General features: G+C 52.3%; 18 protein-coding genes. 14 read left to right on the top strand and 4 right to left on the bottom strand.

What is annotated here, in order from left to right; genetic code table 11:
- The first annotated feature begins 498 nt into the window (after positions 1-498).
- Complete coding sequence (locus ACJJIK_RS18330) at positions 499-831, top strand: hypothetical protein (RefSeq protein WP_444943503.1); 333 nt, start codon at positions 499-501, stop codon at positions 829-831.
- Between the two features lie 107 nt (positions 832-938).
- Here ACJJIK_RS18330 and ACJJIK_RS18325 read toward each other — a convergent pair whose 3' ends face one another.
- The 3 genes from ACJJIK_RS18325 to ACJJIK_RS18315 form a co-directional block, all read right to left on the bottom strand.
- Positions 939-1,874: an alpha/beta hydrolase gene (locus ACJJIK_RS18325; RefSeq protein WP_444943502.1), complete on the bottom strand. Its 936-nt coding sequence runs from the start codon at positions 1,872-1,874 to the stop codon at positions 939-941.
- A gap of 156 nt (positions 1,875-2,030) precedes the next feature.
- Positions 2,031-2,633, bottom strand: coding sequence for a Yip1 family protein (locus ACJJIK_RS18320; protein ID WP_444929674.1), 603 nt, complete (start codon positions 2,631-2,633; stop codon positions 2,031-2,033).
- A 352-nt stretch (positions 2,634-2,985) separates the two neighbouring features.
- A complete protein-coding gene (locus ACJJIK_RS18315; protein ID WP_444943501.1) occupies positions 2,986-4,050 on the bottom strand; it encodes a branched-chain amino acid aminotransferase in 1,065 nt (354 codons plus the stop codon).
- A gap of 618 nt (positions 4,051-4,668) precedes the next feature.
- Here ACJJIK_RS18315 and ACJJIK_RS18310 point away from each other — a divergent pair.
- The gene (locus tag ACJJIK_RS18310; RefSeq protein ID WP_444945084.1) at positions 4,669-5,967 is read left to right on the top strand and encodes a hypothetical protein; all 1,299 of its coding nucleotides are present in this window, start codon (positions 4,669-4,671) and stop codon (positions 5,965-5,967) included.
- A 201-nt stretch (positions 5,968-6,168) separates the two neighbouring features.
- Here the strand turns inward: ACJJIK_RS18310 and ACJJIK_RS18305 are convergent, their stop codons facing one another.
- Entirely contained in the window at positions 6,169-6,363 is a 195-nt protein-coding gene (locus ACJJIK_RS18305) for a hypothetical protein (protein ID WP_444943500.1), read from the bottom strand.
- 55 nt (positions 6,364-6,418) lie between these two features.
- On the opposite strand from ACJJIK_RS18305, the gene ACJJIK_RS18300 reads away from it, so the two are divergent.
- The 12 genes from ACJJIK_RS18300 to ACJJIK_RS18245 all read left to right on the top strand — a co-directional run bounded on the left by ACJJIK_RS18300 (position 6,419) and on the right by ACJJIK_RS18245 (position 19,863).
- Positions 6,419-7,288 (top strand): hypothetical protein, encoded by an 870-nt coding sequence (locus tag ACJJIK_RS18300; protein WP_444943499.1) that lies wholly within the window; start codon positions 6,419-6,421, stop codon positions 7,286-7,288.
- Between the two features lie 17 nt (positions 7,289-7,305).
- Positions 7,306-8,526, top strand: coding sequence for a hypothetical protein (locus ACJJIK_RS18295; protein WP_444943498.1), 1,221 nt, complete (start codon positions 7,306-7,308; stop codon positions 8,524-8,526).
- Between the two features lie 104 nt (positions 8,527-8,630).
- Positions 8,631-10,187 (top strand): hypothetical protein, encoded by a 1,557-nt coding sequence (locus ACJJIK_RS18290; protein WP_444929669.1) that lies wholly within the window; start codon positions 8,631-8,633, stop codon positions 10,185-10,187.
- A gap of 275 nt (positions 10,188-10,462) precedes the next feature.
- Positions 10,463-12,553 carry an SUMF1/EgtB/PvdO family nonheme iron enzyme gene (locus ACJJIK_RS18285; RefSeq protein ID WP_444943497.1) on the top strand — a complete coding sequence of 697 codons (2,091 nt, stop codon included), beginning with the start codon at positions 10,463-10,465 and terminating at the stop codon, positions 12,551-12,553.
- A 9-nt stretch (positions 12,554-12,562) separates the two neighbouring features.
- Entirely contained in the window at positions 12,563-12,772 is a 210-nt protein-coding gene (locus ACJJIK_RS18280; protein WP_444943496.1) for a hypothetical protein, read from the top strand.
- Between the two features lie 24 nt (positions 12,773-12,796).
- Positions 12,797-13,591, top strand: coding sequence for a MotA/TolQ/ExbB proton channel family protein (locus ACJJIK_RS18275; RefSeq protein ID WP_282934287.1), 795 nt, complete (start codon positions 12,797-12,799; stop codon positions 13,589-13,591).
- A gap of 47 nt (positions 13,592-13,638) precedes the next feature.
- Positions 13,639-14,943 (top strand): hypothetical protein, encoded by a 1,305-nt coding sequence (locus ACJJIK_RS18270; RefSeq protein WP_444943495.1) that lies wholly within the window; start codon positions 13,639-13,641, stop codon positions 14,941-14,943.
- Complete coding sequence (locus ACJJIK_RS18265; protein ID WP_444929665.1) at positions 14,933-16,015, top strand: VWA domain-containing protein; 1,083 nt, start codon at positions 14,933-14,935, stop codon at positions 16,013-16,015. The genes ACJJIK_RS18270 and ACJJIK_RS18265 overlap by 11 nt, the downstream gene beginning before the upstream one ends.
- Positions 16,012-17,016: a VWA domain-containing protein gene (locus ACJJIK_RS18260; protein WP_444929664.1), complete on the top strand. Its 1,005-nt coding sequence runs from the start codon at positions 16,012-16,014 to the stop codon at positions 17,014-17,016. The genes ACJJIK_RS18265 and ACJJIK_RS18260 overlap by 4 nt, the downstream gene beginning before the upstream one ends.
- A gap of 23 nt (positions 17,017-17,039) precedes the next feature.
- Entirely contained in the window at positions 17,040-17,699 is a 660-nt protein-coding gene (locus tag ACJJIK_RS18255) for a hypothetical protein (protein WP_444929663.1), read from the top strand.
- A 12-nt stretch (positions 17,700-17,711) separates the two neighbouring features.
- Positions 17,712-18,374 carry a hypothetical protein gene (locus ACJJIK_RS18250; RefSeq protein ID WP_444943494.1) on the top strand — a complete coding sequence of 221 codons (663 nt, stop codon included), beginning with the start codon at positions 17,712-17,714 and terminating at the stop codon, positions 18,372-18,374.
- A 28-nt stretch (positions 18,375-18,402) separates the two neighbouring features.
- A complete protein-coding gene (locus ACJJIK_RS18245) occupies positions 18,403-19,863 on the top strand; it encodes a M48 family metalloprotease (RefSeq protein WP_444943493.1) in 1,461 nt (486 codons plus the stop codon).
- Positions 19,864-19,924: the final 61 nt, after the last annotated feature.

The following is a 19,924-nucleotide window of genomic DNA, read 5'->3' as shown; positions in this document are numbered from 1 at the left end:
AGATCGCTGTACAAATACGCTCTTGAATCGAAATACAATCATAGCCTTAAAAATGTTAGCACAGATGAAATTAAGATTCATATGGATGATACGGGTGGTGAGAGCTCTTTTATCCAATAATCACTAAACTTTTAAAAGGGTCTAAAAAATTTGACTTGCACAGCCATTTCCTGTGTCGACCTAGCAGGCAACACACTCATTTAAACAGCGTATAAGGCAGATCATATCCATTAACAGGTAAGCCTAGCCCTTCCGATCAGAGTTTTAGATTACTTCACCTGCGTCTTCGATAAGATAGCCAAGAGAACATGAAATTATAGAATAGCTGATTTATATCTATTTCTGTACGGTTATATCACCTAGGAGTTGACTGTTAATCTTTGGCATTTCTCTTGTTACCTAGAGCGAGCGGGGTTTGTGATCATAGAGAAGTATGATATATATGCTCCGCTTTTAATTCGTTGTTTGAAGCTATATAAAACTTAAGGATTTTTCCACATGAAAATTTTTTCAAGATTTTTATTGGCGGTAACATTAGTAATTTCTGCTAACGCATTTTCCAACGAAATATGGCATGGTTACACTGGTATTGACTACTTATATCCAGCCTCTAGTGGATACTACGTTCTTGTCACAAATGCACTTCCTGAATATAGTTTGTGTGATGCAGGAAAGCGGTTTTACATCCCCTTAACTCATGCAAACTATGATAGCCTTGTTGATACACTTATTGCTGCAGCCGTTTCAAATAAAGAAATTCGCATTAATATTGGCTCCCCTTCAGAAGCCTCATGCGCTCCTGAAATAAATAGAATGTTCATGAAGATTTAATTCTAACAGTCAAACTCTGGTAGCGGGCTGCCGCACGTGCCAGAGTTTGACTGTTAGCGGACCGGTGAAAGGCCCACAGCGCTATTAAGGAGTTCTTCAAAAGTGTTCTAGTCACTTAAAAAACGATTCATACTGGAATACACCTGCGCACACTCCTTCTTCACCAAGTCTTCAAAAATAAGGAATGGATGAATCATATCGTCAAAGTGAATGTTTTCCGACCTCACCCCAACCTCTTCCACTTTGCGATAGTAAATCCCCCCGGTATCCCGGTGCGGACAAAACTCCACAGTAAATACCAAAGTTTCAGGCAGCGCCGCCGTAAAATCCATAAATAGAGGAGACGCGGTTTTTCTGCACTGCGCCTCGGTAAAATACTGCCCCAAATACCAAGTCGATTTTCGCGCCTCAAGAAAATAGCCCACCGCATTCTCTTCATGGGACCTTAAGTGCATGGTGTAATCGAGAACCGGGTAGATCAAAATTTGTTTTTTGATATTTACACTGTAATCAAATTGCGCCAAATGAGACATGGTGGCGGCCAATGCCCCGCCGGCGGAATCTCCCGCCACCGATAAACTCGGCTGATAATATAGCCCCAGTCGATCCAGTGTCTTCCAAACACCAATGATCGTTGCATAGCAATCGGTTACCGCACTGGGATAGCGGTTTTCAGGGGCCAAGCGGTATTCGGGGGCGACAACAATATGGCGGGTCTCACGGGCTATTTTCCGGCAGATAGGATCAAAGGAATAAACATTGCCAACGACATGGCCACCGCCATGGAAATAGACCAGAACCGGTAATACCTCATCGGGATAGGGGACAAAGACTCTCACCGGCACATCGTAACTACTGCTATACACCATGCCGTCGTGCACAGACGCCACTTGCGGAATATCCGTTACATACTTGGCGAGTATTTTTTCCGTTGATTCGCGCACATTGATGGGATTGAACTCAAAACCCTTTGAGTAAAGCTCCTTCATCGAGCGGTTGTATTCATCGAGAAATCCGCAGAGGCGATCATTCACTTTACGCATGGTTGTTACAGCCAGGATGATGGGGACTTTGCCGAGCCCATAAAGAGAGGCGCTCTTTATGGGCTCGACTTTGACAGAGGGTATCCCACCGCAACATCCGGCTAATTACCTGGGCTGAAGCGGCATTTTTCTAGCAGCCACTACAAGCCCCGCTATTTAGGAGGAATAAAAGACCGGTGCGGATACATAGCTCCAGAATAGCACTGTAGCAACCATCACAATGACGGCCATGACGAGTGACACCGTAATAATTGCACTGGCAAAAAGGAAGCCGCGCTCCTCAGAAACCCCCATCACAATGGGAATTCCCAAATAAAGCAGGTAGACCGCATAGGCAACCGCGAGGGTTGCAAGCAGTATATCCAACCACAACAAGGGGTAAATCCCCGCAACCCCCACAATAAAGATAGGCGTGGCGGTAAAGCCCGCTACAACAACACCTTTAATCGGATGAGTTTCGGCACCGTAAGTTTTTGCCATCCAGTGAATAAAATAGCCGATAGCAGTCACGCTCAAAACCATTGTGCAATAAAATACGGCCACCAACTCCAGGGCACTTTGCCCGGTAATTCTCACCGGGTCGCCGCTGCCAATCGTCCAGCCAACCTGTGTCGTACCAAAATACCAGGCAGCGGCTGGCAGCAGCGCCAAAACAATGACATAGGGGACCTGTCTGCGCAGACTGCGCTCGGAGAGATTGCCAATAAGCTGCCACTGTTTACGTGGTTGCAGCATAAGGCCAAACATATGGGTCAACATCTCGGTATCCTCAACTGTGCGAGGAACTGTAAGCGAGACCTGTTAGCTCAATTTGATCTTGGAACTGCTGGTCAAAATGAGGTGTACCACAATAAGGCCACTCTCAAGCTCCAATTTATTTTTTATTTAACCCCCTCACTTGTAGGTGTTAAGGTCGCTCAAGTCAACAAATACAATTAAATTGGCGGGAATATTTACACCGGCGTTTCACTTGGAAACAGGCGGCAGCGGAGCACTGCTACAAAAGAACCCGGGAAGATATAAAGAGGGGGATAAAATAAAATTTGCGGCGGGAAAAACAGCGTTTAGACCCGGGCAATCACAGAGACTGCCCGGGGAGAAACTTCACAACTTAAGCGACGGGTTCAACCCCGTGCATCCAGCCGTAAATATCCTCACTGCGCCCCTCTTGAATATCCAGCAGCGCTTGGCGCAAACGCTCAGCAACAGGACCGGGCGCATGGGCGAGTGCGTACTCCTTGTCGCCATCGCCAATCGTACTGATCGGGCTGATTATTGCAGCGGTACCGCAGGCAAACGCCTCACTACAGTCCCCACAGGCTATTTGCTGCAACAGCTCATCGATAGGGATAGCGCGCTCGACCACCTTGTAACCCAGGCTCTCTGCAAGCTGAATCAGAGAGTAGCGGGTAATGCCTTCGAGAATTGAGCCATTCAACCCCGGGGTATATAAGGTACCGTCGATCACCGCAAAAAAGTTCATACCGGAGAGTTCATCGATACTCTGCCGGTTTGAGGGACTCAACCAGAGCGACTGGTCATAACCACGCTCTTTCAGGCGGCCGATGCTAAGTAGAGAGCTGGCATAATTTCCCCCCACTTTGGCATCCCCGGTGCCCCCCACTGCGGCCCTGGCATCTTCGCGCTCAACCCACAAGCGCATATTACCGGAGTGGTAGGCTTCAGAAGGGCTGGCTATAACATAAAACTCGTAGGCATTACTGGCCGAAACCGCCAGATCCGCCTGGGTGCCCATTAAGAAGGGGCGCAGGTAGAGGGATTCGCCACTGTTGTTGGGGATCAAACCGGCACAGTAAGCAGTGACAATACGCACACCGTCCAGAAACAGGGATTCCGGCACCGGGGGCATGCACAGGCGCTTGGCAGAATAGGCCATACGCGCGGCATTCATTTCCGGTCGAAACAGTGCCGCTCCCCCCTCGGCCGTGCGATAGGCCTTCAGGCCCTCAAAACACGTCTGGGCGTAGTGAAGCACCTTAGCCGCAGGGTCGACAGTCAGAGGCGCATAGGGAATCAACTCCCCACTGCTCCAGCAACCATCCTGCCATATGGCGCGGAACATTACTGGTGCCATGGCGGTTCCAAAGCCCAGCTTTTCGGGCACTTCATAACCCCGGAGGCTGACCGCGATCTCAGGATCGATATAGATACTCACTGAACTCTCCTCTGAATTCGAATCCGCTGATTATGGCGCTTGTTACGCTGTAATCCAAATAGATCAACCCTTGATAATGCTGGAGCAGTAATCTACACCCAGGTTCAGCGTATTTGTTAGGATAAGAATCTAGATTCTCTCACAGATTCCCTCTCAAGATGACACGCCCATCGACCGGATAACTGCCGCAAGTTCCCGCCAGGTCGCCCCATCAAACCTAGTCGATAAATTTTTGGCATCTCCTTGCAGAGCGCCGAGCCTACTTTCCACTCCCACCTGCTAAACCAAAAGAGTGGTCACAGGCATGCTGGCGCAACGAGCATTAGGTGCTGAAGTTTCCGCCGTCGTTTCCTTATTCGCACATAGCGCTAGCTATACTGACTAATACGCGGCCAGGCACGCACCCATAAGCATCCAGTCGCGCCGTCACTGTGAGCTTGAGGCACCCCCTCAATGCCCCCGGGGGCGAGAGAACCACATTCAGGAGAGAAGTTCCGCCGTATTCACTGGTGCAGTGGGCGAGCGGAAATGAGACCCAGAAGCTGACAGGTGCCGGCCCCGCCACAGCTGTTTGATTTTGGGTAAAGCCAAATATGAAACGGAAGTGGTTCAATCGTGATGCAGACAGATACCAGCAATTCCTTTGCTATCGGCTTGATGTTTACAGCCACAGCTCTGCTGTGTAACGGCGCTTTTGCCGAAGATGCCACACCTTTGGCAGACCAATCCAACGCTCCCCCCCAGGCCTTTATTGAAGCCGCCTCCAAACCATTAAAGAAAACCCCGCGACAGCTGCGCCCCTCTGAAGCGGCAGAGAATTACCGTGAGCGCATCGAAGAACTCGAGGCCCAACACGGCGCCTATGGCGCCGGTATTGACGAGCAGCTGTTGGGGCTGGCGACCGCTTTGCAAAAAGCTGGTGCGCACGAACAGGCCATCAGTGAATTTCGTCGCGCCATGCTCATTAACCGAGTAAATGAGGGGCTCTATTCTCTCAACCAAATTCCCATGATCAAGCGCTTAATCGAAAGCCAAATAGCGCTCAACCAATGGGAGGAAGCCAACGATAATCAGCAGTACCTCTACTGGCTGTACCAGAGAAATTATGGGGAAAAAGACCCCCGCATGCTGCCGGTTATTAACAGTTTGAGCCGCTGGCATCTACGCGCCTATGTGGAGGAAAAAGGGGACACTTTATTCGAACACCTTATCAGTGCCACCAAACTCTACAGTTTGGCGGTGGACATTATCACCAAGAATTTTGGTTCCGCTGACTTGCGCCTTGTGGATGCCTTGCGCGGATTAAAAGCCACCAATTATTATCTCGCCACCTACAAAGGCGAACCCAGCGCACCGGTTATGATCAACGCCAATTTTGGCGGTGGTAGCAGCCACAGCTCACAGCAGCAGAGCAAGTTGGATCACTACCGGATGAAAAGTTTTCACTCGGGCAAAAAAGCCATTACCCGCATCGTCGATGTGTACCAGCGCAACCCCCAGTCCCCACCGGCGGCCTCAGCAAAGGCCAAAGTTGAACTCGGCGACTGGTATATGATGTTTAACAAATGGCATTCTGCCCGCCAAACCTATGGCGAAGCCTATAAAGCACTTTGGGATAACGGCGCCTCTAACGATGAGATAGAGGACATCTTTGGAAAACCAGTGGCTCTGCCCGCACTCCCGGTGCTGGAATCCGACAGCAAAGCTCTGGCCAATTCCCGCGTCACCGTCTCATATGATGTCACCGCTTTTGGCAAAGTCAGAAATATACAAATACTCAGGGCCTATCCCTCCGACAAAGTAAAAATCCGCACAAAAGTCAGAAGCATTCTAAAACGCGCCAAATTCAGGCCGCGCTTTGAAGAGGGTGAGGCGGTGGAAACTCGCGGAATTGTACAGCGCTTTATCTTCGACTGAGAAATTATCACAGCAGATACAAGCTCGCTGTGGAACCTACACAAAGATTCAAATAACAACTATTTTTAAGGTTCCATATCAGGCATTTGCTCATGCCGGAAAAAGGCCCGCCGGGTTGCAAAATTCCCACAGAAACCCGGCCACACCGGCAAACAGTCTAGGAGAGAAAGAGATGACACCTCGAGCAGCGGTAGAAAATATTCACCGCCACAGCTGTTTGTCAAAAGCCCTGTTACCGATTGCTTTGGCGGCGCTCTTAACCGGTGGATGCAAGAGCCAGCAAACCCAGTCGCAGCCACAGGCGATGCCATCACCGCCATCGTCAAGCTCATCATCGTCAAGTTCGTCATCGAGCTCATCCTCGAGTTCCGCATCGCAATCCTCGAGCCAGTCCACGGCCTCGAGCGGTGGCCAGCCCAGCAGTAGCTCCTCCAGCCAGCCCAGTGCAAATATGCCAAGCGCGCGCTCAGAGCAGAGCCAGTCCTCCAGTAGTGGGGCCAGTGGCGCAGAGTCGAGGGATCAGAGTTCGCCGGGTGATCAAGTGCCAGAGGCCAACGGCGCCAGTGAGCCCTCATCCCCCATCTATACCGACCCCGAACAAAACCAACAGAACCGGGAGGCGCCCTCGGACCCCTCATCTGGTGAAGATGGCACGCCTCCCGAAGAGATTGATTTCTCCGAGGAGGAGCAATCCTCCTCATCCGCTGCCAGTGCCTCCTCCAGCAGTTCGGCTTCCAGCAGTAGTGCCGCAGCTGGCGGTGCTCCCGCCAGTAGCTCGGCCTCGGGACAACCCGGCGGCGGGTCGCCCCGCTCCGGCAGCGCCCCCAACGAAGCCCCCGCCTCCTCGGCAGAGCGTGTTGCCGAATTAGAGGGCCAATTTGAATCCACCATGGTCAGCTATGACGGCATGATTTTGCGGGAGCGGGACTTTGTCCGCAACAGACCCGGGGCCGCTGGTGCCGCCGCTGAAGAGGAGGCCATGGACGAAGCTCCCCCTGCGGGAGAATCCCTGGAAGACCTGATTCAATCCGCAGAAGCCGAAATTCCAGCGCCACCCGGCGCCGAACCGGCATCCGGCAACGGGCCGCAAAATAATAATTCCAGCGGCCAGATTACCGGTCCCGGCCTGCCCGCCTCTGGCCGCAAAGGGGATTTTGACCACAGCAGCTCTCAAGTGGTTGTCCCCGCCGATATACCCAGCGGCACCGATGATGACGTCGTAGCCCGACAGATTCGCGAGGCCGCTACGCGCGAGACCGATCCCGAATTGCGCGAGAAGCTTTGGGAAGAGTACCGCAAGTATAAAAGTGCAACGCAGTAGCCTTGGAGAACGCCAATATGTTGACCAACCAAAGCGCTCGCGCTCTAAAGGATCAGTTGATATTGAGAGGCATCGCATTTTTTCTGACCCTTGTTGTCCTCAACGGTTGTACCTCGACGGAAGTCAGAACCACCGCATTTACCCCCCTGACTCTCGAAGATAACAGCGTCCCGGAAGAGAGACTGCTGGACGTCGGGATCATCCAATTCGATCCCGGACTCGACACAGCCCAAGCCGATGAAGATGAGCTTATTTTTCCAGAGCTCCGCCAGGCTGAATCCCGCTATATGGCTGTCACCCTGGCAGATTCGCTGCAATCCAGTCTGGGCTGGGGCGCCGTCAGGGTAATTCCATCGGAGCGCACCAATATCGATGTCACCGTATCCGGGCGAATCCTGCAATCCGACGGGGAAAAGCTCACGGTGGAAATCAGCGTATTCGATTCCCGTGGGCAATTGTGGTTTACCAAACAGTATTCAGAAAACGCTTCCCACTACGCCTACGACCGCAAACACCCGACAGAGGGGGATGCCTTTCAGGGGATCTACAACCGTATCGCCAACGATATGTTGAGTTATCGACAACAGCTCTCAAATCGACAGATTGCCGAACTGCGCACCATTTCTGAAATGCGTTTTGCACGGGATTTTTCCCCACAGGCATTTAACCGCTACTTAAATCAAAGTAGCGAAGGAGTTTATTTTCTCAGCGCCCTGCCCGCTGAAAATGACCCCATGTTGCAGAGGGTGAGAAAAATACGGGAGAGGGATTACCTGTTTGTCGACACCCTACAGGAGTACTACGGCACTTTCGCCAAAAGTATGGAGGTACCCTACCAGGAGTGGCGCGCTCGCAGTTATGAAGAAGTGCGGGAAATGCGCGAGTTACAACGCAAAGCGCGCAACCACTCCATTATGGGAGCCGCCGCCATTATCGGGGGTATTGCCGCAGCCGGCGCCGGTTCGGGAAGCGCCAGGGCCGCAGGCCAGGTTGGTATCGGTGGCGGAGGCTATCTTATTAAGAGTGCATTTGACCGAAAGTCAGATGCGAAAATGCATCTGGAAGCCTTACAGGAGTTGGGGGACTCCATGGAGGCAGAGGTAGAGCCCCAAATTGTTGAATTGGAGGACCGCACAATCACTCTAACAGGCACCGTTGAAAATCAGTACCGGCAGTGGCGCGAGATTTTGAAAGAACTCTATGAAACCGAGACCGGTGCCATCAGCAATAGTATTTAAATTACCCTAGAGGTAGCGACCCAAATCCCCTAATCACTGTGATTAGTTCTGACATAAACCCAAAACGCTTCACTGGAATCATTGAATAACACGGCGGAATTACTATGCAGCACTGCAATAATTCCAAGGAAGATACAGTTCATATAGAGCCCGCAGAATTTACTTTCGGCGGAGAGGAAGGCTCTAAATCTGCAAATAAAGCCAACGCCAGCTCAGTTCAGCGGGATGAGCGCAAATCCTACTGGCCGGCCTTTCTTGCTGTGATCATGTTAAGTGCCTTGGTGGGGGTATTTTGGGGACTTCCCCAGATCGTAGAAGCCCCCAAGCGCTCCGCCGACAAGGTGGTCTCGACTGCGCCGAGTAGCGCCCCTGCTGAGGAGCCGCCCCAGGTATCCCCCTATACCGATGCAGAGATCATGCAGCAGCGCCGGGAAGTGCAAAACGTTCTCCAGGAAATCCTGGAAATTAAAGAAGAGCTCAAGGATAGAAAAGTAGAGCTGTGGGCTGTTGCAGAGTTCAGCGCTGCCGAGAGTCTGGCATTTCAGGCCGATGGAATCTATCGAAAGCGTAATTTTATCGCCGCTCTGGAAAAATACCGGGAATCACTGCAAGCGCTAGAGCACTTGAGAGATAGCATTCCCGCGCGCATAGAGCGCCATATCGAGGAGGGCAATCGAGCCCTGAGCCAGGGGGATAGAGACTCTGCCAGTGATGCCTTCCGGCTGGTATTGACCATCTCAGACAATCACCCCAGAGGTCTAAAAGGCCTCGAGCGGGCAGACAAACTGCCGCTCTCCTGGTGGCACTTTACTCAGGGAACAAAAGCGTTTGCGCAAGCCGAATTGGATTTTGCCCGCGAACAGCTCAAAAAATCCCTCGCCGTCGATTCGGAGACAACTGCAGCACAGGATTTATTGACCAAGGTTGAAAGTGCAATTACCGAAAGGAATTATCAAACTGCCATGTCATCGGGTTATAGTGCCATTGCCGGGGGACAGTTTGAATCTGCAAAAATTTATTTTCGCCGGGCAAAGAATTTAAAACCCACAGCCAAAGCCCCGGATATTGGCCTGACCCAAGCGCGCAATGAAGCCAATAAAGTAAAAATAGAAAACCTCCTCCAGCAAGCGCGCAGCCAAGAGACCAAGGAGAACTGGCACAGCGCCCTCAAGAGCTATTCGGATCTTGTCAAAAAAGATTCCACCCTGGTGGCGGCGATAACCGGCAAGGCGAGAGCAGCGGCCAGAGCCAAACTGGACGATCAACTACAGGCGTTAATCCAAGACCCCCTGACCCTTGGCGAAGGCCAGAGAAATTATTTTGCCCGCCAAGTACTGACAGACGCCCGCAAGCTCAACACCCAGGCCCCCAGATTGCAACAGCAAATTGAAGATCTGGAAAACGCCCTCACCCAAGCACTTATTCCACTGCCAGTTAAATTCACATCGGATCGAAGTACCAGCGTCACCATATACCATGTGGGGAAATTGGGTCATTTTGATCAGCGGGAAATTGCACTGAAGCCCGGGCGATATATCGCCATAGGTACGCGAGAGGGTTATCGGGATGTGCGCCAGGAATTTATTGTCAAACCGGGCAAACCCACCACAGAAGTTTTTATCCAATGTGCAGAAAAAATAAATAGCGCCAATAATACTTAAATGGGAGAACCCGAACCGCAGCTCAAACTCTAAAAATAAGATTTTCGCTATGATCTGCGGATGACAACAGACACCTCGTTGAGCTGAGCGAAACGAGGTGTTCTGCGACAAACATCCGCTAAATCCCCAGGTAGATTGCGCCAGCAAGCTAAGCTTTCTGCAATGAGGAAATTGTGTACCCGCCTTTGCTCTGGCCGCTAACGCGCAAAAGCTAAAAGTGCCAGAACCAATGTCATTGCGAAAAATCTATAAGTACTAGCAATAGGGAAACATAAATGACAGTGAAGGAAGTCGCGCCTGTCCAGGATGAAAAGCCGCCAATCCAAGCGCAAAGCCCAATTGAGCCGATTGGCTTTACCCCTGTACAAATAAAGTCGACCCGCGCCCGCCTCTTCTTTTCCAAGCGGGCGATCATTGTCGCCGCTTGCCTTTTACTCACTATTTTTGCACTCACCTATCTTATTCTGGCACGCTCATTAATCTTTGATACCAACCCGATTGACGCCCGTATTCAGGTCAGCGGGCTCGCCATCCCCCTCGGCGATGGGCACTTGCTACTGCCCGGCCACTATCGCTTTACCATCAGTGCCGAGGGCTATTTACCCCACAGTGGCGAGGTCGAGGTAAAAAGTGAGGGGCACAGCCGCCACTCTATTTCGCTGGAAAAACTCCCCGGCCATCTACAGGTAGCGACAAGCCCTACCGTGCCGGTGAAAATATTGCTTGACGGCCGGGAAGTCCCCAATAAAAACGGCTTGGTGGAAGCTATCAAGGCCGGCCCGGTGCGCGTAACCATCCTCTCGGATCGGCACCTGCCGCTCACCCGTGAAATCAACATTGAAGGACTCGATAAGACCCACACCCTGGAGGCGACACTGCGACCGGCCTGGGCCAATATCACCATCAGTAGCATCCCCTCGGGAGCCACAGTCACTTCTGCGGGAAAGATTCTCGGCAAAACCCCCCTCACCACAGAATTGATACAGGGCGATAGAACCGTTTCCATCTCCCTGCCGGAACATAAAACTGTCGATATCCCCATCGCGGTGACAGCCGGTGTCGATCAAACCCTGGCCACGGTCAGTCTGGGACCTGCCGACGGGGTTTTACGTGTCGTTACCACACCTCAGGGAGCTGGAGTTACGGTCAATGGGGAGTTTCGCGGGCACACGCCTCTGGAACTTGAACTGGCTTCCGGCCACCGGCATAAGCTCCGCTTCTTTAAAGATGGCTATGCCTCTATTGAACACACCATCGACCTCAGCGCCGGCACCCAGCGCGATCTGAACATCAACCTCAACGCCGTTTACGGCAAGGTGTATGTCACCAGTGTGCCATCGGATGCAGAGGTCTATATCGACGGCAGCTACGCCGGGCGCAGCGGGCAAACCTTTAACCTGCCCACTCGCAGCCACAATATTGTCGTGCGCAAACAGGGCTATCAGGCCTTTGATACCCGGGTCATTCCCAGCAACAAACTGGAGCAAACTGTCAGGGCGGTACTGCTGACTTCCGAGCAGGCCCGCTGGAAAAATATTCCCACAACGCTTCGCCACGCGGCCGGTGGCACCATGAAACTGATGCGCCCCAACGCCGTATTTACCATGGGCTCATCCCGTCGCGAACAGGGCCGACGGGCAAATGAGGTTCTGCGTCAAGTAGCTCTCAACCGGCCTTTTTACATAGGGACAACCGAGGTCACCAATCGGGAATACCGGCGCTTTAAGCACTTGCACAGTTCCAGTCATGTCAGTGGTGTCAGCCTGGACAATGACAATCTGCCCGTAGTGAATATCAGTTGGGCAGAGGCGGTACTCTTCTGCAACTGGCTCAGTGAAAAGGATGGTCTTACGCCGGTCTATCTGACTGAGGCCGGGCGCGTTATTGGCTTTGATGGCGCAGCCAATGGCTACCGCCTGCCCACTGAAGCCGAGTGGGCCTGGGCGGCCCGCTACGACCAGGGCAGTATGAAAAAATTCCCCTGGGGTGATGAGCTGCCCATCGCCAGCAATTCGGGAAATTACGCCGATACCACGGCGACAAAACTCATCGCTGCTGTCCTGCGCACCTATAGCGATCGCTACGCCGCCACCGCACCCGTTGCCAGCTACACACCCAATACACTGGGTCTCTATGACTTGGGTGGCAATGTCTCCGAGTGGATTCACGATCTATACACAATAGGAACGGGCCTATCCAGCCGCGTCGAAGAGAATCCGCTGGGCCCACAGGATGGAGATTTCCATGTTATTCGCGGTTCCAGTTGGCGCCACTCGGGGCTCACCGAACTGCGGCTGTCCTACCGGGATTACGGTGAATCCGCTCGCAATGATATCGGCTTTCGGCTGGCCCGCTGGGTGAACTAGGTGACTACGATGAAATTTTTATGGCTGAGTTTCTTCCTTGTTTGGGTCACTCCCGTATCTGCACAAGAGAAAGAGCAGAGCGGCGACACGCAGCAAACCGCTGCAATCACCCCACAGAAAGAGGCGGTAAAAGCCCCGCGTAAAAGTAATTCAGATGACTATAAGGCCTCCGAAGAAATTTCTGAGGACTTATCAGTTTCCTTCCCTGTGGACATATAGAGAGCGCTTCTCAAGAGTATCGCCATGAAATTTAAATCATCGGATTTTGTCTTCCAAGTCTTCGCTCTGCTGGGGTCTATTATTCTGGTCCACGCCATTTATGTGGCAATTATCCGCCCCAACGCGGATGCGCTGATCGAGGAGCAGCTAGCGCGGGAGGCCGCCGGCGAAACCTATGTGCAGCAGCGCTCTATTTATATTGTGATGCGCGATTACGAGCAGGAGGCCTGTTTTGTTCTGATGCTGTGGGCCATGGCGATTATGGGACTGAAAGCGCAGAGAAGTATTCGCGAGCGCAAATTGCTGGATAAAGCGCTACTCAATATCAGCGAAGGCACACCGATACTGCCGGAAGACACCCGCGATCTATCCCGCCCCATTCAGGCACTGCCGGAGGAAGAGCGACGATATTTAGTGCCTAGGGCACTGCTTACGGCTCTACAGCGATTCGGCTCCACTAAAAATGTGGCCGCCGTTTCCAACTCAGTTAAAGAGGTCTGTGAAACTGAGGGGGACAGGCTGGATTCTGAACTGGCAATGGTCCGCTATATTACTTGGGCCATCCCCTCTATCGGTTTTATTGGCACGGTACGCGGTATCGGCGAGGCGCTATCCCAGGCACATCGAGCGGTAGAAGGGGATATAGCCGGGGTGACGGTGAGTTTGGGCGTAGCCTTTAATTCCACTTTTATTGCCCTGGTCATCAGTATCGTCATTATGTTTTTCACCCACCAGTTACAACTCATGCAGGAGCGCCTGGTGTTGGATACACAAAGCTACTGTGACAATCGTCTGTTGCGTTTTCTAAAGATCAGCTAGCAGTCTCCAGAGAATTTATCGACTAAGTCGTCGCGAGGAAAAAACCCATGGGGCAAGGCGTCCTGGAAATAAACGACTGCGGACTGCGCGTATTTTCCGCTACCAATGAGGTGCTGGAAAGTCCCGGCATCGCCGTTATTGAACCCAGTAAAATTCATATTGGCACCTCTGCCCAAATGCGCGCCCGCAATCATCCGACCCAGGTTAACAACCAGTTCTGGAGGCGCCTGAGCCTGGAGTCCCTGAAGTCTGAGAACCAGCGCTGTCGCCACCACGCCGATCTGGTCTACTGTCACCTCCAGGAAATCGCCGAACACTGTGACCTCCCCGATGAACTCATTCTCGCCGTTCCCGGCAATTTTACCCGCGAACAATTGGCGTTGCTTTTGGGGGTTATCAAAGTCAGCAGTATCAATATCGTCGGCATTGTCGATGCGGCCACCGCTTGCCTGGGGAATTTAGCCCCCGCCGGTAACCAACTACATATCGACCTACAGCTGCACCAGACTCTGGTGACAAAAATTGCTGTCGGCGAGCAAGCTACGGTGAGGGCGGTGGAGACGGTTGCCGATACCGGCTTGCACAACTTCCAGGAATCCTGGGCCCGGGTATTTACCGATGCATTTATTATGCAGTGCCGCTTTGACCCGCTGCACTCCGCCGAATCAGAGCAACAGCTCTACGATTTAATGCCCCAGTGGACCGATCGCGCCATGCGCCAGGGAGAGGTTTTAGCCGAACTCGATGATCGAACGGCAAAGATCAGCTTGCGCCAGCTTCAAGATGCCACCACCCCCCTGCTGTCCCGTATTCGGGCAATGATCGAAAATATGCAGGAGAGTAATACGATCAGTTTTATCTCCCACCGCTGGGCCGACATTCCCGGGGGCATTCAGCTGGCCCAACGGGTACATTTGCTCTCCAGAGATGCCATTGCACAGGCAATCAACCGCCAGTGGCAAGAGTTGCGCAGTGATAGTGGCGCGCTGAAGCTCGTTAATGCGGTCACGGCCCTGCCCCCGAGTGAAGTCAAGGTACAGGTAGAAAAATCCTCCGCTACCGTCGCCACCCACTTACTGTTCGGCCACAAGGCCCTCGCCGCGCAGGAACCGCTATTTGTCTTTTGGCACGATGAGCAATTCCAGATCACCCCAACACCACCGGACCACCCCGCCGCCACTGTCACCAATCACGCGGGCAGGCTCGCCTTGCGGGTAGATGCCGGCATTCAGCTCACACTCAATGGCAAAGAGATTGAGTCACCGGTTAATCTCAGCGCCGGCGATACAATTGGAGTTGCAGATTATCAGGATGTGATAACTGCAATCAGCGTGGAGCGATATGGGGCGTAAGAAGCGTCGTTTTTCCACTTTCAGCCTTTCATTTCTCGACATCATGTCCTGTGGTTTTGGCGCCGTAGCGCTTATTTTTCTCATTATCAAACACGGCTCCGATCACCAGATTGAAGTAGAGACCGAGGACCTCAGTGCCGAGGTCAACTTTCTCGAGGAGGAAGTGCTACTGGGGCAGGAGCACCTGGTCCAGGCCAGAAATACCCTGGATACCGTCAGCGATGAATTAGTTGAAGCCCAGGGGCTTGCACGGCGTATTTTGGCGCAGATCAAGGAAACCAAGGGCAATATCGCCGAGATCGACAGCGTTGATGAAGAAGAGGATATCAAGAGGCTCCAGGATAAGCTCAAAAAGCTGGAACAGGCCAAAAAGAAACTGGAGGAGGAAAATAACAAACTGGGCAACAATGTCCGCAAGTTTGTCGGTGATGGCGATCGCCAGTACCTCACCGGCTTGCGCCTGGGCGGCAACCGCATCCTGATATTACTGGATTCATCCGCATCTATGCTCGGCGATGAGCTGATTAAAATAATCCGCGCCCGCAATATGTCCTCCCCGGTCAAACGCAAGACGGAAAAATGGCGCCGGGCCGTCAGTACCGTTTCCTGGCTCACCGCACAGTTTCCCAGGGACAGCCAATACCAGATCTATACTTTTAATACCTCTTTTCGTGCCGCAATCGCCGGCACAGAAGACCGCTGGCTCAATGTGGATGACCGCGACCAACTGGACCAGGCGATCAAGGAACTGGATGACATAGTGCCGGAAAATGGCACCAGTCTGGAGAGAGTCTTTAACGCTGTTCACGCTATGAAACCACTGCCTGACAATATTATTCTTATCACCGATGGGTTGCCCACTCAGGGAATGGATGCGCCGAGAAAACCCACAATTTCAGCCAGAGACAGGCGCAGCCTATTCAAGCGCGCGATCAAAGTGTTGCCGAAGAATATCCCCATCAATGTCATATTGGCCCCCATGGAGGGAGACCCGTTTGCCGCCAGTGAGTTTTGGAAACTGGCGATGCAAACCCGCGGCTCTTTTCTCGCACCATCGAGGGACTGGCCATGATCGGAGCACAGAGAAAACGCCGGCAGGAAGAGTTCAGTATCTCCTTTTTGGATGTTATCTGCTGTGGATTTGGCGCAATCGTCCTGCTGCTGATGATTGCCAAAACCGCAGAGCCGATTGTGCTGGAAGAGGCCGAAGTGGACCTCGAGGGACAGGTGCTGGAGTTGCAGCAACAGGTGGCTGAAATTCGCGGGGAGACCATAGTGATCAACCGGGACCTCAACGCCAAGCGGGAACAGATTGATATCGAGCGCCAGAGAATTGCCAATCTGCGCGGTGAACTGGAGGCCCTGCAAGCGGAGTTTGCCAGTAAAACCGAGGGACAAAGTGAAGAGGGTAAACTCAAAGGCGAGCTGACCGTTGCCCTGCAAAGCATCACCGATGAAATGCGGCGCCTGCTGGGGGAGAACTACCAGCGCAAAAATAATGTGATCGGCGGCATCCCTGTCGACAGCGAATACATCCTATTTATTATCGACACCTCCGGCAGTATGTTCAATTACGGCTGGGACCGCATGATGGCGGAGATGGTCAACACCCTGGACCTGTACCCCAATGTCAAAGGTATCCAGGTTATGAACGACATGGGGGACTATATGTTCTTCAATTATCGCAATAAGTGGATACCGGATACCCCCGGGCGCCGCCAAGCAATACTTAAGCGGCTAAAATCCTGGAATCCCTTTAGCAATTCAAGCCCCGTTGAGGGCATCCAAAAAGCAGTTCGCAGCTTTTATGACCCCAATAAAAAAATAAGTATTTATGTACTTGGCGATGAATTTACCGGCAAGTCGATTCGCAGAGTCATGTTGGCAGTCGAGCGGGTGAACGCCAAACACGGTGAGGGAAAGCGAAATATTAGAATCCACGCAGTGGGGTTCCCAGTACAATTTTCACGCCCCCCACACCTGCAAACCACAGGGTTGCGCTTTGCCGCACTGATGCGCGAACTCACCTACCGAAATGGCGGTACTTTTGTCGGTCTAAATGATTTTCGCTAGCTGATTGATTTATGGAGGAACATATGAAGTATAGGATGACTCCCTTTCGACATCTCAAGCTGCTAATTCTGGCAAGCCTCCTCGCCGCTTGCAGTCATACCGTGCAGGTAGATGGAAATTATCCCGCCCCCATCGGCGATCAACTCCCTTTAACGGTGGGTTTTTACCTCAGTGAAGATTTTAAAACCTTTACTTATACCGAGGACAGCGAAGATCGGGAGGAGTGGAATATCAGCACGGGGCCGGCACAAAAAAATCTCTTTGAAACGGTTTTGGGGTCCATGTTTACCGACGCCATATCCCTTCCCAGTTACCCACAGGATGTTCCAGAGCATATCGAACTGGTGATCGTTCCCGAGGTGCGCGAACTACAGTTCACCATGCCCCGGGAAACACGGGTCAATATTTTTGAAGTGTGGATTAAATATAACATGACCGCATTTGATCCCAGCGGTGGCCAGGTTGCCAGCTGGGTGATCACCGCCTACGGCAAAACGCCTTCTGCATTTTTACAGTCACAAGAGCAGGCTCTAACACAGGCGATTAATATCGCCCTGCGCGATGCCGGAGCCAATCTCTACACCGGTTTTGGCAAGGTGCCTGAACTACAGGCTTTTCTCTCGCGCAAACACCGCTCGCTCTCACTGCGAGAACTCAAGATGGAAGCGAATAGGACTGAATAGGAGGCGTAAATCGTGTTCAAGTCACTGTTAGTTGTCACGCTAATCTTTATTAGCGGTTGCACCACGGTTGTAATTGATGAGTACCGGCGCTCCGATGGAGAACTCGCCGAGGGGGATTCCGTCGTTATTCTCGGCCGGCGCCACTCCAGCGACTATGAAACAGAGCCCGATTTAGTCTCGTGCGTTGGCCGGGAACTGCACAACCCTGAGCGGGGTGTCACTATCATCCCTGAAAAAGACTTTGTCGACCTTATGTATCCCTGGTTCGAACCCAGGACAGCGCCCATGCATGTTCGCTCCCTCGACCGGCTGATGGAAAATGACAGTGTCCGTGAGCGCATGGAGGCCTATGGAGTGAAATATATCGTCTGGATCGATGGCTCGACCGAGACCACCGCCAGTGCGGGTTCTATCAGCTGCACCATCAGTACCGGCGGCGCAGGCTGCTTTGGCTTTGGCACCTGGGACAAGGAATCGGACTACGAGGCGGCAGTATGGGACTTCAGAGACCGCGAACTCTCCGGAAAACTCAGTGCAGATGCCAAGGGTACCTCCTATATGCCTGCCATTGTCGTTCCAATTCCACTGATTGCCAGGGTGCAAAATAATGCCTGTAAAGGAATGGCACTGCAGCTACAACAATTTTTAACCCCGTCGGGAACCCCCAGTTCATAAATAATAAGACTTTGAGAGGCTAGGCTTTATGAAACTTGTCGAGCGGATTTTTGTCAGTATCCTCCTGCTATTTTGTGCCGGATGTGCCTTCAATCCCGCCACAAACAAACCCGATTTGGTTTTAATGTCAGAGGAGAAGGAGATCTCTATTGGCAAGGAGATGCACGAAAAGCTGATCGAAAGCACTCCAGTTTATAGAGACCCGGTTCTCACGGCCTATGTCAATCATGTCGGTCAAAAAGTTGCCGCCGCCAGTGACAGGCCCGATCTTCAGTATCACTTCACCATTATCGATAGCCAGGATATCAACGCTTTCGCCCTCCCCGGCGGCTATATCTATATCAACCGGGGCCTGCTGACCTACCTGCACTCTGAAGCGGAGATGGCCGCCGTACTCGCCCATGAAATTGCTCATATCACCGCCCGCCATGCGGTGAGGCAGAAAACAGCGGCGACCGGGGCCAGCGCGGTATCTGTACTATCAGTGTTAGTGACCGGCAGCGGCGTGGTTGGGGATGTTGCAAACCTGTATAGCACCGCCGCAGTCAAGGGCTACGGCCGCGAGATGGAACTGGAAGCTGACCGCTTCGGCGCCCAGTATATGTTCAACGCCGGTTATGACCCACAGGCCATGATCAATGTGATTGGACTGCTTAAAGATCAGGAGACTTTTGCCCGGCGCCAGGCCCGTATTGAGGGCAAGAAATCGCAAACTTATCACGGTGTTTTTGCCTCACACCCCAGAAATGACCTGCGCCTACAGGAAGTGGTGAACGCTGCCGGTCAGCTGCCCGAGGAGAGCAAAGAAATCAAAGTCGAATACTATCGGGAAAAAACCGATGGCCTGGTTTATGGAAACAACACTCAGCAGTCCAGCAAAAACCGCTACAACCACAAGCGACTGGGCTTCTCTCTTCTATTCCCCGACGGCTGGCTGGTGGAAAACCAGCGCTCGGCCATTGTCGGCTCGGCAGCGGATAAAAGTGCAAAAATTACCATCACGGTTGCCCAGCGCGACGGCAACCAGCCCGCCGATATGGCACTGCGCTCAGAGTTCGACCTACGCAATCTTGAGCAGGGGGAAAAACTCAATCAATATCGGCTTGAGGGCCATACCGGAAAGATTCCAACCCAAGAAAAAGACGCGGCAGATCCAGACAGAATTGCAGTTATCTTCTATGGCAGCCGACAGTTTGTGCTACAGGGAAAAATTACCAGTAATGACGACTCCGAGCAGGAACTTATTGATAAATATGACAATTTATTCTTAACCAGCATCAGGAGCTTTAGGCCCCTGCGACAATCAGACATTGTGGAAGTCGATATCAAGAGGGTGCGCTACGTCCAGGCCAATGAAAAAACCACCTTTGCCTCCTTGGCAAAGCATATGAAAATCGGCGAATATGCAGAGGAGCAATTACGCCTGTTAAATGGTTATTATCCTCGCGGAGAGCCCAAGCCCGGGGAGTGGATAAAGATCGTTCAGTAGTTTTAACCTCTTGTCCTTTTGCTATTACCCTCTGGAATCTCTGGAGGGTTAGTGTCTATCT

This window comes from Microbulbifer regidiadema (SeqCode) (assembly GCF_052466995.1).
This window is presented reverse-complemented; position numbering and strand designations above follow the sequence as displayed.